The 15251-nt window shown below is 71.9% G+C and carries 15 protein-coding genes; 10 read left to right on the top strand and 5 right to left on the bottom strand.

Annotated elements, in window-relative coordinates:
• Positions 1 to 3: 3 nt before the first annotated feature.
• On the top strand, positions 4 to 1776 hold the full coding sequence (locus AB0259_RS12535; protein ID WP_366222893.1) for a DUF5605 domain-containing protein: 1773 nt from the start codon (positions 4 to 6) through the stop codon (positions 1774 to 1776).
• Between the two features lie 91 nt (positions 1777 to 1867).
• A complete protein-coding gene (locus tag AB0259_RS12530) occupies positions 1868 to 2227 on the top strand; it encodes a hypothetical protein (protein ID WP_366222892.1) in 360 nt (119 codons plus the stop codon).
• Positions 2228 to 2238: 11 nt separating this feature from the next.
• On the opposite strand, the gene AB0259_RS12525 is transcribed toward AB0259_RS12530, so the two are convergent.
• The 3 genes from AB0259_RS12525 to AB0259_RS12515 form a co-directional block, all read right to left on the bottom strand.
• On the bottom strand, positions 2239 to 2814 hold the full coding sequence (locus AB0259_RS12525; RefSeq protein WP_366222891.1) for a TetR/AcrR family transcriptional regulator: 576 nt from the start codon (positions 2812 to 2814) through the stop codon (positions 2239 to 2241).
• A complete protein-coding gene (locus tag AB0259_RS12520) occupies positions 2807 to 4666 on the bottom strand; it encodes a glycoside hydrolase family 3 N-terminal domain-containing protein (RefSeq protein WP_366222890.1) in 1860 nt (619 codons plus the stop codon). The genes AB0259_RS12525 and AB0259_RS12520 overlap by 8 nt, the downstream gene beginning before the upstream one ends.
• A 96-nt stretch (positions 4667 to 4762) precedes the next feature.
• Positions 4763 to 5500 carry a FadR/GntR family transcriptional regulator gene (locus tag AB0259_RS12515; protein ID WP_251581694.1) on the bottom strand — a complete coding sequence of 246 codons (738 nt, stop codon included), beginning with the start codon at positions 5498 to 5500 and terminating at the stop codon, positions 4763 to 4765.
• Between the two features lie 102 nt (positions 5501 to 5602).
• On the opposite strand from AB0259_RS12515, the gene AB0259_RS12510 reads away from it, so the two are divergent.
• From AB0259_RS12510 to AB0259_RS12480, 7 genes are read left to right on the top strand one after another with little or no spacing between them, the layout of a single operon-like run.
• Positions 5603 to 7360, top strand: a complete 1758-nt coding sequence (locus AB0259_RS12510; protein ID WP_366222889.1) for a dihydroxyacetone kinase family protein — start codon at positions 5603 to 5605, stop codon at positions 7358 to 7360.
• Between the two features lies 1 nt (position 7361).
• A complete protein-coding gene (locus AB0259_RS12505; protein ID WP_251581690.1) occupies positions 7362 to 7832 on the top strand; it encodes a ribose-5-phosphate isomerase in 471 nt (156 codons plus the stop codon).
• A complete protein-coding gene (locus tag AB0259_RS12500; RefSeq protein ID WP_366222888.1) occupies positions 7832 to 8596 on the top strand; it encodes a triose-phosphate isomerase family protein in 765 nt (254 codons plus the stop codon). Before AB0259_RS12505 ends, AB0259_RS12500 begins: the two co-directional genes overlap by 1 nt.
• Positions 8593 to 9387, top strand: coding sequence for a TIM barrel protein (locus tag AB0259_RS12495; protein WP_366222887.1), 795 nt, complete (start codon positions 8593 to 8595; stop codon positions 9385 to 9387). The genes AB0259_RS12500 and AB0259_RS12495 overlap by 4 nt, the downstream gene beginning before the upstream one ends.
• Positions 9384 to 10232: a phosphogluconate dehydrogenase C-terminal domain-containing protein gene (locus tag AB0259_RS12490; protein WP_366222886.1), complete on the top strand. Its 849-nt coding sequence runs from the start codon at positions 9384 to 9386 to the stop codon at positions 10230 to 10232. Before AB0259_RS12495 ends, AB0259_RS12490 begins: the two co-directional genes overlap by 4 nt.
• A gap of 16 nt (positions 10233 to 10248) precedes the next feature.
• Positions 10249 to 11004, top strand: a complete 756-nt coding sequence (locus AB0259_RS12485) for an SDR family NAD(P)-dependent oxidoreductase (RefSeq protein ID WP_366222885.1) — start codon at positions 10249 to 10251, stop codon at positions 11002 to 11004.
• A 13-nt stretch (positions 11005 to 11017) separates the two neighbouring features.
• The gene (locus AB0259_RS12480; RefSeq protein ID WP_366222884.1) at positions 11018 to 12721 is read left to right on the top strand and encodes a hypothetical protein; all 1704 of its coding nucleotides are present in this window, start codon (positions 11018 to 11020) and stop codon (positions 12719 to 12721) included.
• 13 nt (positions 12722 to 12734) lie between these two features.
• Here AB0259_RS12480 and AB0259_RS12475 read toward each other — a convergent pair whose 3' ends face one another.
• A complete protein-coding gene (locus AB0259_RS12475) occupies positions 12735 to 13424 on the bottom strand; it encodes a response regulator transcription factor (protein WP_251581672.1) in 690 nt (229 codons plus the stop codon).
• A complete protein-coding gene (locus tag AB0259_RS12470; protein ID WP_366222883.1) occupies positions 13421 to 14713 on the bottom strand; it encodes a histidine kinase in 1293 nt (430 codons plus the stop codon). Before AB0259_RS12470 ends, AB0259_RS12475 begins: the two co-directional genes overlap by 4 nt.
• Positions 14714 to 15110: 397 nt before the next feature.
• On the opposite strand from AB0259_RS12470, the gene AB0259_RS12465 reads away from it, so the two are divergent.
• The gene (locus AB0259_RS12465) at positions 15111 to 15248 is read left to right on the top strand and encodes a hypothetical protein (RefSeq protein ID WP_366222882.1); all 138 of its coding nucleotides are present in this window, start codon (positions 15111 to 15113) and stop codon (positions 15246 to 15248) included.
• Positions 15249 to 15251 lie beyond the last annotated feature (3 nt).

Raw genomic sequence — 15251 nt, 5'->3', positions numbered from 1 at the left:
ACCATGTTCGACCGCGCCAGCACCTTCGGCGAGGCCCTCGACGATCCCGACGCCCGCGCGATCCTCGAGCGGTACCTGCCGGGCGTGGCCGCCTCGCCCATGGCGACGCAGTTCCGCGGCGGCCGCCTCGGGCAGCTCGTCGCCATCGTCCCCGCCCTCGAGGACCTCGAGGTGCGCGAGCAGTTCTTCGCCGCGCTCGCCGCCGTGGGGTCCGGCGCCGGGCGCCCGCCGTACGCGCCGGCGATCGCCCCCGACCCCGCGTACGAGGGCGACGACGTCGCGCGGGCGTCGGCGACCCTGACGCTTCCGGAGCCGACACCGCTGTGGGACCCGCTCGAGCTGCGCTTGGCCGGGCCGTCGCACGGCAACCCGTTCGTCGACGTCGAGCTCGACGCGCTCTTCCGCCGCGGCGATGACGAGATCCGGGTCGGCGGCTTCTACGACGGCGACGGCGTCTACGTCGTCCGCGCATTGGCCGACACCGTCGGCACCTGGACCTTCGAGACGCGGTCCACCGCGCGGTCACTCGATGGCATCACCGGGTCGGTCGAAGTCATCGGCGCACGCGACGGCTCGCGCGGTCCCGTGCGGGTCGACGGGTTCCACTTCCGGCACGCCGACGGCACGCGGCACCGCCCGATCGGCACGACGGCATACGCCTGGACCCATCAGCCGGAGGAACTGCAGGAGAAGACCCTCGAGACGCTCGCCGAGGCTCCGTTCGCGAAGCTCCGCATGTGCGTCTTCCCGAAGTCGTACCTCTACAACGCGAACGAGCCGGCCGACTTCCCCTTCGTCGGCAGCCTTGCCGACGGTTTCGACCACACCCGGTTCGACCCGGCGCACTTCCGGCGACTGGAGCAGCGGATCGGCGAGTTGGCGGCCCTCGGCATCCAGGCCGACCTCATCCTCTTCCACGCCTACGACCGCTGGGGATTCGCCGACCTCGGCCCCGCCGTCGACGAGCGGTACGTGCGCTACGTCGTGCGGCGGATGTCGGGCTTCGCGAACGTGTGGTGGTCGATGGCGAACGAGTACGACCTGCTGTGGTCGAAGGACCTCGACGACTGGGAGCGTCTCGCGGCGATCGTCGGCGAAGAGGATGCCTTCGGTCACCTCAACTCGATCCACAACTGCCGACCCGTATACGACTACGCGAAGCCGTGGATCACCCACGTCAGCATCCAGCGGGTCGACGTCTACCGCACCGCGGAGAACACCGATCAGTGGCGCGAGGAGTGGGGAAAGCCCGTCGTCATCGACGAGTGCGCCTACGAGGGCGACATCGACCAGGGCTGGGGCAACATCACCGGCGAGGAGATGGTTCGCCGGTTCTGGGAGGGCGCCGTCCGCGGCGGCTACGTCGGCCACGGCGAGACCTACTACCCGTCGGCCCTCGGGGGCGCGGCATCCGTCGGCGACGACGACGAGGTGCTGTGGTGGTCGAAGGGCGGCGCGCTCCACGGCTCGTCCCCCTCGCGGATCGGCTTCCTCGAGCACCTGCAGTCGCAGGCACCGGACGGGGTGTGGGATCCGCTGCCGAGCGACTGGGATGTTCCCTGGGGCGGCGTCGCCGGACGCCTCAAGGTCGCCTACTTCGGGTTCAACCGGCCGCGGTTCCGCAACGTCATCCTCGACGAGGGCGACTGGCGCGTCGAGGTCATCGACACCTGGAACACCACGATCGACGAGCTGCCGGGGACGTACCGCGGTCAGGTGCGCGTCGAGCTGCCGGGTCGTCAGTTCATGGCGATCCGGGTGACGCGGGTGGAGTAGACATGGCCTTCGGGCTCCCGGCCGAGCCCGCGCAACATCGACGGGAGTTCTGGACAGAAGCGCGTGCCCCTACGATTCGATGATGCAGGCTGTGTCGCTTCTCTCGGAACTGATGTCGGCGCTCGACGAGCACCGCTGGGAGGACCTGGAGCGCTACCTGCACCCGACCTTCACCTGCCGGTACGTTCACACCGAGGAGAGCTTCGATCGAGCTTCATGGATCGAGCTCAACGCCGCCTACCCGGGTTTCGACGGTCTGCGTGTCGAGGACATTCTCGGAGACCAGGTGCGGGCGGCATGTCGATCCGTCGTGACCGCCCAGGACGACCGCGGCATCACCGAGTTCGCTTGCGCGACCTTCATCAACGTCCGGGACGGACTGATCGAGGAGATGACGGAAGTGTGGACGGAAGTGTCCGAGACTCCGACGCCCGGTACCCGGCCCGCCTGACTCAGCTCGGCTCAGTACGCGCCGGCGAGCCGCTCCCACGTCCACGCGAGGACAGCCGCGATGTCGATCGAGGGATCGACGCCCTGCTGCAGCTGCAGACCGTCCGAGAGGGCGAGGAGCACCGTCGCAGCCGTGTCGGCGTCGATGCCGGGGGGCATCTCGCCGGCATCCTGTCGTGACCGGATGTCGGCCGCGACGACCGCGTGCACGCTCCGCTGACGCTCCTCGAAGAAGGCATGCGCGGGATGGTCCGGAGCGGATGCCGCCGCCTGCAGACTCGCATACAGGTGAACGAGCGAGGGGGTCTCGGCATTGCGCCGCGCGACGCGCACCGACGGCGGCTCGTCGCCGTCCTGCTCGGCGAGCGCTTCACGCGTCGCGGCGTCGCGTTCTCGGAGCACCTCGACGAGCAGGCTCTCCTTCGTGCCGAAGTGGTGGAGCATGCCGGCCTGCGTCATCCCGACCTCGGCGGCGATGTCGCGCAACGAGGTCGAACCGTAGCCACGCCGCCCGATGACCTCGAGCGCCGTCTGCAGGATCAGCTCGCGGCTCTCGCGCCCCTGCGCCGAATTGCGCCGCTCACGCATCCGTTGTCACCACGAGGGAAGGGGTGCCCGCCTCGTACACCGGGTCGGCGGTACCGCCGGGGACATCCGACCGGCCGGCGAGGACTGCTGCCTCGTCGCGCGGGATCTCGAACGGCAGCCGACCCTCGGCGCGCACCCGACCGGTGAGCACGTCGAGCAGGGCCTCTTCCGACGCACCGAACGTCGCGACGACGGCGTGGGCGTGCTCCGCCACCGGGGCGAGCAGCGCGGGGCGCTCGAGGTGGATCGCCACGACGGTCGGGGCCGTCTCGGCGACGTCCACGACGCGTGTGACGACGCTCTGGTCGAACGCGAGCGACCCCGCGTGGAAGTGCGCCTCGAGCATGTACTCGTCGCGCGGGTCGAAGGGCGGCTGCAGCCGCAAGACACTCACGTCGGCACCCTCGGCATCCGCCGCCGGCACCAGCCCCGCTGAGCGGATCGCATCGTCCGAGATCTCGGGCGCGTGCACCGCCGTCCCGGGCCGCAGCGGCAGGACGGATGCCGCGTCCCCCGCCCCACCGGGCAGGATCACGGCCGAGCGGGACTGGGCCCGGTCCCCGGCCGCGCGGAACTCAGCACTGCCGACGATCTCGCCCGCGGCATCCTCGTCGACGAACGGGTCGTCGAACAGGCCGAGCTCGAACTTGACGGTCAGCAGCCGCGCGACGGACACGTCCAGACGCGACTCCGGGACGGCTCCCGAGCGCACGAGCTCGATCACGAGCGCCGGGTCGTCCTCGCCGCCGAACTGGTCGACACCCGCGTCGAGGGCCTTCCGCACCCGCTCGATCTCGCTGAGGTGCTCGACACCCCACGACCGCGGCGGCAGCACCTTGCCCATGAGGCGCGACTCGGTGATGAGTCCCCAGTCGGTGCAGACGACGCCGGTGAAGCCCAGCTTCTCGCGCAGCAGCCCGGTGATGATCTGGTGGTTGAAGCCGAAGGCGACCTCCTCGACCGGCTCGCCGTCGAGCACGACACCGCGCGGGATCCCGTAGGAGGGCATGATCGCCGAGACACCGCGGTCGATCACGCGGCGGAACGGCTCGAGGTGGTACTCGAACATGCCGCCGGGGTACACCTGGTCGGTGCCGTACGGGAAGTGCGGGTCCTCGCCATCCTTCTCGGGGCCTCCGCCGGGGAAGTGCTTGGCCATGCACGCGACGCTCGCCGCCGTCAGCCGGTCGCCCTCGAAGCCGTCGACGTAGGCGACCCCGAGGCGCCCGACGAGCTCGGCATCCTGTCCGAACGTGCCGTACTGACGCGGCCACCGCGGCTCGGTGGCGACGTCGAGCATCGGGTGCAGGGCCGAGCGGATGCCGACGGCCAGGTACTCGCGCCGTGCGATGTCGGCGAACTCCCGCACGAAGCCCGGGTCGGCGAGCGCACCGAGTCCGAGGGGCTCGGGCCAGGCCGAGAGGTGCCCGGCCGTGAACGAGGCGCCGACGTTCTCGGTGAACGAGTGACGCGGGTCGGTCGAGATCGTGACCGGGATGCCGTGGCCCGACGCCGCGGCCACGTGCTGCAGCCCGTTCACCCAGCGGGCCATCGCCCGCGGATCCGGGATCTGATGGATGTTGAGGTGAGTGACGTGCATTCCCTCGATGAACTCGCGCGCCGAGGCCCGTCCCGGCATCGTCGACGGCCCGTCGACCTCGCCGTCGGTCGTCGTCGGGACGATCGTCTGGATCATGAGCCCCGCCTTCTCTTCGAGCGAGAGCCGCGACACGAGGTCGGCGACACGCTCCGCGATCGGGAGGCGCGGATCCTCGTAGGGGTCCATCACGCCGTTCCGGTTCAGGTCGCGGTAGCGCGTGCCGTCGGGGGCGGTGGAAAGGGATGCGGACACTGCGGTCTCCTGCGACGTCGTCGTGGCGGGCGAGGCACGGTTCGGCCCCGACGTCGAAAGACTAAATAACGTTCAGTGGTTTTGCAACGGTGACATTCAGTCGCGCGATGCCCCGGCCAGGCGTGCGGCCGCCGTCGTCATGTGGACGGCCATCGCGGATGCCGCGACATCCTCGTCCCTCGCTTCGACCGCCCGGAACACGGCGTCGTGCTCGGCGATCGCGAGGCGCGCGGCCTCGGCGTCGTGCACCGCGCGGTCGGCATAGACCTGGAGGAGCGAGCGCACGACATGCAGCAGGTCGATGAGGGCGTCATTGCCGGCTGCGCGGGCGAGCGCGTCGTGGAACGCGGCATCCGCTCGGGCGAAAGCCGTCAGGTCGGTCTCGGCCGAGCGCATGCGGGTGAGGGAGTCCGCCAGCCGGGCGATATCGCCGACGTCGGCGCGCGAGGCGGCGAGACGGGCGCAGTAGATCTCCAGGCCCGAGCGGACGTCGAGCAGGTCGTCGGTGCTCCGCTGTCCGATCAACAGCCCCCAGCGCAGTGTCTGCGGCAGCAGGTCGCTCGCCGTTCCGCGCAGGTAGGTGCCCGACCCCGGGCGCACGTCGACGATCCCGAGGATCTCGAGCGCGGCGAGCGCTTCGCGCACCGCGGACCGGCCGACACCCAGGGTGAGCGAGAGCTGCCGCTCGGGCGGCAGGCGCGTCCCGGGCTCGATCTCGCCGCTCGTGAAGAGGTCCATCAGGCGGCGGGCGACCTCCGAGACAGGGGTTCCCGAGGGGAGCGCGCCGAGGGCCGCTGTTATCTCGGCGGAACGGTCGGAAGGGTAAGCGGGCACGGCCCCAACATACGGGAGGAGGCGAGTGCGGTGCGCTTGCAATTGGTCAACCGGTTGTGCACAATGTCGAGCAGGACACACTGACCCGAGGAGCAGCACGCGATGACGCGCCTGTGGAACGACCCGGCCGACTTCGCCGACGAGATGATCGATGGCTTCGTCGCCGCGAACGGTCGCTACGTCGAGCGCATCACCGGCGGCGTCGTCCGGAGCACCCGCGTGCCGGAGGGTCAGGTCGCCGTAGTGATCGGCGGCGGATCCGGGCACTACCCCGCTTTCGGGGGACTCGTCGGACCGGGCCTCGCCCACGGCGCGGCGATGGGGAACCTCTTCGCCTCGCCGTCGACGCAACAGGTCCATGCTGTCGCGCGCGCAGCCCACACCGGCGGCGGGGTGCTGCTGAGCTACGGCAACTACGCCGGTGACGTGCTCAACTTCGACGCCGCGCAAGAACGCCTGCGCGCAGAAGGCATCGGCTGCGAGACCGTCGTCGTGACCGACGACATCGCCAGCGCCGGACCCGGCGAGCGCGCGCGCCGGCGCGGGATAGCGGGCGACCTGACCGTCTTCCGCACGGCGGCCGCCGCGGCCGCTGCCGGGTACCCTCTCACCGACGTCGCCCGGGTCGCCCGGCTCGCGAATGAGCGCACCCGCTCCTTCGGCGTCGCCTTCACGGGGTGCACGCTGCCCGGAGCCCAGGCGCCGCTCTTCTCGGTACCCGACGGACGCATGGCGGTCGGTCTCGGCATCCACGGCGAACCCGGCATCGACGAGACCGACATCCCCACTGCCGACGGCCTCGCCGAGATGCTCGTCGAGCGGCTGCTGGATGAGCGGCCCGACGGTGCCGACGGCCGGATCGTGCCGCTGCTCAACGGACTCGGCTCGCTGAAGTACGAAGAGCTCTTCGTCGTCTACCGCCGCGTCGCCGCACTCCTCGAAGGCGCCGGGCTCGAGATCGTCGACCCCCACGTGGGCGAGTACTGCACCAGCTTCGACATGGCGGGAACCTCCCTGACCCTGTTCTGGCTCGACGACGAGCTCGCCGAGCTGTGGGAGACCCCAGTGGACACCCCCGCGTACCGTCGCGGTGCCGTCCCGAAGGCCGAGCGACGGGATGCCGCGCACGCCGACGCGTCCGTCGCCGCCGATGAGGTCGCCGGGGATGCGGCATCCCTCCTGCTCGCCTCTACCGTCGTGGCCGCACTGGACACCGTTGCGACGACGATCGACGAGAACGTCGACGACCTCGGCCGGATCGACGCCGTCGCGGGCGACGGCGACCACGGGATCGGGATGCAGCGCGGCTCGCGCGCGGCCGTCCGCGCCGCACGACAGGCCGCCGCGGCGGGCGCCGGCGCGGCGACGACGCTCACCCGCGCGGCCGACGCGTGGTCTGACCGGGCGGGGGGCACCTCGGGCGCGCTCTGGGGCCTCCTCCTCACCGAGCTCGCGAACCGCCTCGGCGATGCCGGGCGCCCCGACGCGACACGCATCGCCGACGGGGTCGCCGCCGGGGTCGGCGCCGTCGTCGCGCACGGCAAAGCGGAGGTCGGCGACAAGACCATGGTCGACGCACTGCTCCCGTTCACCGAGACACTGACGCGCGAGGTGACGGCGGGTACCCGCCTGGCGGATGCTTGGCGCACCGCTGCCGCCGCAGCGACCACCGCAGCGGCCGCAACCGCGGACCTGCTCCCCCGCAAGGGCCGCGCCCGCACGCACGGTGAGCACGCCGTCGGCACCGTCGATGCCGGCGCGCACTCCTTCGCCCTGATCGTCACCGCCGTCGGCGACACCCTCGCCGCGGCCCCCGTCATCAGCCGGACGGCGACGCCCGACTCCCCCGAGAGGATCTGACATGACCGCACCCCTGCGCCTCGTCATCGGCAGCGACGACGCCGGTTACGACTACAAGGAGATCCTGAAGCGCGACCTCGAGCAGAACGACGGCGTGGTCTCGGTGCTCGACGTCGGAGTGGACGCCGACGGCCACACCGCGTACCCGAGGGTCGCGATCGAAGCGGCCGAGCGCGTCGCCCGCGGCGAGGCCGACCGGGCCCTGCTGATCTGCGGCACCGGCCTCGGCGTCGCGATCGCCGCGAACAAGGTCGCCGGCATCCGTGCCGTGACCGCGCACGACTCGTTCTCCGTCGAGCGCGGCGTGCTCTCCAACGACGCCCAGGTCCTGACGATGGGTCAGCGCGTCGTCGGCATCGAGCTCGCCCGCCGTCTCGTGCGCGAATGGCTGACCTACCGCTTCGACCCGTCGTCGGCGTCGGCATCGAAGGTGGCCGTCATCGACGAGTACGAGACCACAGGATCCTGCTGATGCAGCCGGCCCTGGTGGGGGTGAGTCTGAAGGCGTACTTCGGTCGCCGCCAGGCGCGCATCTGGTTCGCGGGCGCGGCCGCGGTGCTGCGCGCGCACGACGGCGTGCGCTCCGGCGCCGTCGAGGCGTTCGTCATCCCCACATACCTTCAGCTCGAGGACGCCGCGGGCGCCTTCGCCGGCACCCGCGTGCGCCTCGGCGTGCAGGACGTCTCGGCGTTCGAGCCCGGTGCGTACACGGGTGAGGTGACCGCGTCTGAGGTCGCCGAGTCCGGCGCGACGTACGCCGAGATCGGTCATGCCGAACGCCGCCGGCTCTTCGGCGAGTCCGACGCCGACGTCGCCGCCAAGTCCGCCGCCGCGCTCCGGCACGGGGTGACCCCCGTGCTCTGCCTCGGCGAGGATGAACGAGCGGATGCCGACGGTGCCGCCTCGGCGACCGTCGCCCAGCTGGGACGCAGCCTGGCGGGCGCTCCCGCGGGTCCGGTCGTCGTCGCCTACGAACCCGTCTGGGCCATCGGCGCCCCCTCGCCTGCGCCGATCGACCACATCTCGGCCGTCACCGGTGCCCTCCGCGACGTCCTCGCCGCGGACCCGAAGCGGGCCGGCTCGCGCGTCATCTACGGCGGCTCGGCCGGACCGGGCCTGCTGACCGGGCTCGGCCGTGCGGTGGACGGCCTCTTCCTCGGTCGTTTCGCCCACGACCCGGCGGCGTTCGGCGACGTGCTCGACGAGGCGTACGCCCTCGCCCGGAGCGCGCCGTGATCGGGCTCGGCACCTACGCCTTCGTCTGGCAGCACTCCGATCGCGTCCCCGAACCGCTCAGCCTCATCGGCGCGTTCGAGGCGACGCGCGAGCTCGGTGTCGGCCTCTTCCAGATCTGCGACTACGCACCGCTGACCGAGATGACCGACCGTGAGATCGCGGATGCCGCCCGCGCCGCCCGCGAGCTGGGCCTCACGATCGAGCTCGGCACGAAGGGCATCGAGACCGCGCATCTGCAGCGGTTCCTCTCGCTGGCCGACATCTTCGGCGCCCGCCTGGTGCGGAGCATGGTGTTCGCGCCCGACTCCCGACCGTCGCTCGCCGAGGCGGGCGCGCTGCTGGGCGGCGTCCTCCCCGCCTTCGAGGCGGCGGGCGTGACTCTCGCCCTCGAGACGTACGAGCAGATCGCGACGGCCGACCTCGTCCGACTGGTGCACCAGGCGGAGAGCCCGAACGTCGGGATCTGCCTGGACCCCGCCAACGTCGTCGCCCGGCTGGAGCCGCCGCGCCACTGCGTCGAGGAGGCCGCCGAGGTGGTCGTGAACGTGCACGCGAAGGACTTCGCCTTCGCTCGACAGCCGGGGTGGGTCGGCTTCAGCTACTCCGGCGCCCGGATGGGCGAAGGCCTCCACGACTACCACCACCTCCTCGACACCGTCCGCCCTCGCGAGCGGGGGATCAACGAGATCGTCGAGCACTGGCTGCCCTGGCAGGGCGACCCCGAGACCACCGTCCGCACCGAGCGGGACTGGACCCGCGCCACCCTGAGCCACCTGAGGAGCTTCGAATGAGCCACACCATCGCCGTCATCGGCGCCGGAGGGAAGATGGGCATGCGCGTGTCCGACAACCTCGTGAAGACCGACCACGTCGTCCGGTACGTCGAGAACTCGCCCGCCGGACGGGAGCGGACGATCGCCGCTGGGCGCGAGCTGACCGATGCCGCCGTCGCGGTCGCGGACGCCGACATCGTCGTGCTCGCCGTGCCGGACCTCGCCCTCGGCGCGGTGACGGCCGAACTGGTCCCCCAGCTGAAGCCCGGCGCCATCGTTCTCACACTCGACCCTGCCGCGGCTTACGCGGGGCTGCTGACCACCCGCGAGGACGTCGTCCAGGCGGTCGCGCACCCGTGCCACCCGTCGGTGTTCCTCGAGCGCACGACGAAGGAGGAGTGGGCCGACACCTTCGGCGGCATCGCCGCGCCCCAGGACGCGATCGCCGCCGTCGATTCCGAGGACCGGGAGCACGCCCGCATCGTCGAGGAGACGGTGCGTGCGATCTACGCCCCGGTCATCGACGTCCACTTCGTCACCGTGAAGCAGCTCGCCCAGCTCGAGCCGACCCTGGTCGAGACGGTCGCCTGCATGATCGGGTCGCTCCTCAACGAGGCGTTGCACGAGGCGATCCACACGATGGGCGTGCCCGAGGCGGCGGCCCGCAGCATCCTCTACGGGCACACCCAGGTGGCGCTCGCGAACGGCCTGCGCGGCGACAACCCGTTCAGCGACGCGTGCCTGATCGCGATGGACTACGGTCGCGAGAGCATCATCAAGGAGGACTGGAAGAAGATCTTCCGCGACGACGAGCTCGACAAGAACCTCGCGCGCATGCTGCACCTCGACCACATCGAGCGCTGATCCGGAGATGACCGACATGACACGACTCGCCGGCAAGACCGCGCTCGTCACCGGAGCCGCGCTCGGCATCGGGGCGGCCGTCGCCGAACGCTTCGCCCGCGAAGGCGCCCGCGTGATCCTCGCCGATCGCAACGGCGAGGGCGCGCAGGCCGCCGCAGCCCGCATCGGCGACGCCGCCATGGCGGTGACGATGGACATCTCCGATGAGGGATCGGTCCAAGCCGGCTTCGCCGCGGCGACGGATGCCGGGTGGGCACCGAACGTGGTGGTGGCCAACGCCGGCATCCAACTCTTCGGACAGGACGCCCCCGCCGCCGACCTCGACCTCGAGGTCTGGCGCCGCACGATCGACGTCAACCTGACCGGAGCGTTCCTCACCGTGAAGTACGCCGTGCGCACGATGCTCACCCTCGGCGGCGGATCGATCATCCTGACCGGCAGCCCGACGGCCGTCAACGGCGAGGGCAAGGACTTCACCGCTTACAGCGCCTCCAAGGCCGGTGTGCACGGACTGTCGCGCACCGTCGCCGCCGCCTACGCCGACCGCGGCATTCGGGTGAACACGGTGCAGCCCGCCTACACCGAGACGCCGCTCGTCTCGGCGATCAGCGAGGACCCCGCGTCGCGTGCCGCGATCGTCGGCCGCATCCCGATCGGGCGCGCCGGGACGCCGGACGACGTCGCCGGGATCATGGTCTACCTCGCGAGCGACGACGGCTCGTTCGCGACCGGGGCGACCTTCCAGGTCGACGGCGGAATGACCTCGCTCTGACGCGGGACCCGTCATGACCTGGTGGACCGAGGGGATGCAGTGGCGCAGCGGCCGCTGGTCGCTCGAGCTGCGCGGGGACGAGTTCGCCGACATCGCCGTCGACGGCCGGGTGGTGCTGCGCAGCATCCGCGCCGTCGTCCGCGATGCCGACTGGGAGACGGCGGACCTCGTCGTGGACCGGGTGCACGCGCGCGACGAGTCCCTGATGCTGCACGTGCGCTCGGTCGGCCTCGGATCCGCGTTCGCGGGCGTCGTGCGGGTCGAGGCGCGTCCGTCGCAGCTGCGCGTCCTGCTCGACCTGGAATCGGCGGCGGAGTTCGCGACGAACCGGACCGGTCTCGTCGTCCTGCACCCGCCCACCCTCGCCGGGACGACGGTCGAGGTGCGGCATCCGAACGGCGCCCTCACACGAGGTGTGTTCCCTCGCAAGATCAGTCCGCACCAGCCGGTGCGCGACATCATGGGCCTGACCTGGCCGATCGACGGCGCGACGCTCGACCTCGCCTTCGAGGGCGACGTGTTCGAGATGGAGGACCAGCGCAACTGGACGGACGCCTCGTTCAAGACCTACAGCCGTCCGCTCGACCTGCCGTTCCCGTACCGCATGAGCAGGGGCGAGCGGGTGCGGCAGTCCGTCACGGTGTCCGTCGCCGGCGAGCTCGCGCCCGCACCGCCGGCATCCGACACCATCACCCTCCGACCCGGGGGTGCGTTCCCCGAGATCGTCCTCGGGGCGGCGACGGCACCCGATCCCGCCCCAGTGGTCGAGCCCCTCGCAGACGGCGTGCTCGTCGAGCTCGACCTGCGCGCACCGTCCTGGCGGGCTGCCCTCGCCCGCGCGACGACGTCGGGCGCGCCCGTGGACGTCCGGTTCGTCGGGATCGAGCACACCGCAGAACGTGATGCCGCAGCCGCCGCCCTGCGAGGGCTCGACGTTCGACGGGTGGGCGCCTTCGCCGCATCCGGTGCCGCGGCCCACGTGTCGGATGCCGCGACCATCGCCGCGCTGCGCGCCGCGCTCGACCGTGTCGGTGTGACAGCGCCGGTGATCGGCGGCTCCCGGTCGCACTTCACCGAACTGAATCGGGAGCGCCACCGCCTGCCGACCGACCTCGACGGCGTGGCGACGACCGTCACCCCGCTGTTCCACGCGACCGGCACCGAGCAGCTCGTCGAGTCGGTCGCGATTCAGCGGCTCATCGCGTTGCAGACCGTCGCGTCGGCGGGTTCTCTGCCCGTGCACTTCGGCCCGGTCTCGCTGCGGCCGCGGTTCAACAACGTCGCGACGCGACCCGCACCGACCTCGCCTGCGACCGACCTGTCCGAGGGGTACGGAGCGCACCTGACCGGAGCCCCCGACGAGCGGCAGAGCGCGCCCGAACTCGCCGCCTGGACCGTCGCGAGCGCCGCGGCCCTCGCCGTGCCCGGGGTCGCATCGCTCGCCTACTTCGAGGAGTGGGGGCCCCGCGGCATCCGCTCGTCCGACGGCGGCGACCTGCCGGTCGCGGCGGCCGTCCGCGCGCTGGCCGCCGAGACGGGCGGCGAGCTGCTGTGGGGGGAGAGCCCGGACGGACTCGTGTGGGCGCTCGGCCGGCGCGGGTCGAAGACCACGATCCTCGCCGCGAACCTCGACCGCCGTGCGCGATCCGTCACGATCGACGCTGACGGGCAGCCCCGCCGCGTGCACCTCGACCCGGGGTCGTTCCGCGCCGTCTGAGGCGGCCCACCGGTCACGAGACGGGGCGGGCCGCCTCCTCGTCGAGGCGGTGGCGGGCACCCCAGAGCGCGAGCTGCGTCCGGTCCGCGAGGCCGGTCTTGCGCAGCGCCGACTGGAGCTGCGTCCGGACGGTGTGGACCGAGACGTGCAGCGCGGCCGCGATCGCCTCGTTCGCGGTGACCCCCGACGCGAGCATCGCGACGACCCGCCGCTCCGCGGGGCTGAGGGACCCGAGCACGTCGAGGTCGGGCTTCGGTCCGCGGCGGCGGACGAACTCGCGCAGCACCGGGGTGATCGCGCGAGTGGACACGACGGCTTCACCGCGCGCGGCGGCGAAGACGGCGCCGACGAGCTGGTCCGCGTCGTAGCTCTTCAACAGGTACCCGACGGCGCCGGCGTCGATCGCGTCCGTGATGTACCCGTCTACGGCGAAGCTCGTCATCACGATCACCGCCGGAGCAGGGCCGCCGTCCTGCAGCAGCTCCCGTGTCGCATCCGCGCCGTTCAGACCGGGCATCTGCATGTCCATCAGCACGACGTCCACCGCCTCGGTGCGCGCCACTCGCACCGCATCCACGCCGTTCGCGACCTCCCCGACGACACGGATGCCGCCGGCCGCCTCCAACTGGAGGCGCAGCCCCTTGCGGACCGACCGGTTGTCGTCCGCGATGAGCACTCGGATGGGAGTCCTGACCTCGCTCACGGTCGCTCCGTCCCGGTCGAGGCGACGGGGATCTCGAATCCGAGCGTCCAGCCACCGCCGGCATCCGCTCCGGCCGTGAACGTCCCGCCGAGGATCTCGACGCGCTCGCGCATGCCGCTCAGACCCCATCCCAGGCCGACCGCACGCCGCTGCTCGAGGGCACCCGGCGCCGCGTTCGCGACCGTCCCGCTGAGGCGCCTCGTGTCGCGGATGATCTCGATGCGGACGGGAGCCCGAGGAGCATGCTTGGCCGCGTTCGTCAGGGCCTCCTGCACGCACCGGAAAGCGGTGGTCGAGACCACGGCGGGCAGCGAGTCGACGTCACCGCGGACCGTGGCCTCGACGCTCGCACCCCGTTCGCGCCAGAACTCGACGAGCTCGGCGAGTCTGCGCACGTCCCGCGTCGTGCCGGACGGGGCCACACCGCCCGCACGCAGATCGGCAAGCGCCCCGGCCAGACCCGCGGCAGCGAACCGGCCCTCGTCGCGGACGTCCTGGAGCAGCGCGAGCGCCTCGTCCGCACGGGTCGGCGCGACACTCAGGGCGGCGTCGGTCAGGGTGATGAGCCCGGCGAGGTGCTGCCCGGCGACGTCGTGCAGTTCCTGCGCGATGCGAGCCCGCTCCCGCTCCTGCGCCGCGGCCACACGCTCCGCGTGCTCCTGGGTCGCGAGCTCCGCCTCCTCGCGCGCCTGCTGCATCCGGCGGGTCTTCGTCGCCCACCAGACGCCCAGGGCCGTGCCCGCGACGGCAGGCGCGGCGAGGGAGACGACGTGCGCGGCGACCCAGCCGATCCCGACCGTGACCGATTCGCCCGAGCCGAGCGCGAACCAGAGCAGCACCGCCGACTCCACGACCACGACGGCTGAGCACAACGCGGCCACGCGTGCCGTCGAGACGCGGGTGGCGACGAGGAAGAGCGCACCGGCGATGACGATGTGCATCCCCACGACCCACGTCGGCACGCCGAGACCCGCCGCGAGCGCGAGATGCAGGGCGACGACGACCGTGACGGTCGTGCCCGGCCGACGCGAGAACATCGTCAGCGATGCCGCCTGCAGAGCGCACCCGGCGATCAGGAGGCCGTAGGTCACCGGTATGGACGTCGGCAGCGGCCATTCCAGGTCGGGGGCTTCCCACAGCGCGATGGTGGGGGTCGCGAGCACCTGGATGACCGTCGCGACGAAGACGGTGATGACGAACACGAGCGATGCCCGCGTCGTCCCGAGCAGGAGGAGAGGCGCCCGCACCGAGGCTGGCGCAGACGGATCGTGGCGCGTCGAGAGGGTCATCGGAGGGCTGCTTTCCGGGTTCGTAGGCCCATCGAGCCTGTCACGGATCGACGCCGCGCGTGGCCGTCCGGTGCGGCGGCCTCGAATCAGTCACTCATTCGGATGAAAGCCCCACGGCGATCCGACCTGTGCACTCAGCGGCGCCCGCCCCTCTTGGCCCGGCACAGCCAGGCACTTCCCGGTACGGACGCCCCCGACGACCTCCGGGGCACGCCGTTGCACCCGGCGGCGGCCCCATAGATTGACGTGTGGGGGAACCGACGGGTCAGGCTTCGACTCGTCGGCTCGGGGCCCGGTGGCTTCGGGGGAAGTCCGGGCCCCGACTCCCCCACCACCCCGGTGCGCGGTGATGTCAAGGGGTCGGATGCCGCCGCTCGCCGCGCGTACCGTCGCGGCCATGAGCGATGCATCCTCCACTCCCGAGCAGGACGACCCCACCGGCGGCGACGAGACGACAGAGCAGCAGCTCGACGCCGACAACGCCGTCGAAGAGGACACCCTCAAGACGCTCGACCCCGACGACTCCCCGGCCTGATCC

The sequence above is a fragment of the Microbacterium sp. NPDC080005 genome (assembly GCF_040702445.1).
Taxonomy (GTDB): domain Bacteria; phylum Actinomycetota; class Actinomycetes; order Actinomycetales; family Microbacteriaceae; genus Microbacterium; species Microbacterium oleivorans_D.
This window is presented reverse-complemented; position numbering and strand designations above follow the sequence as displayed.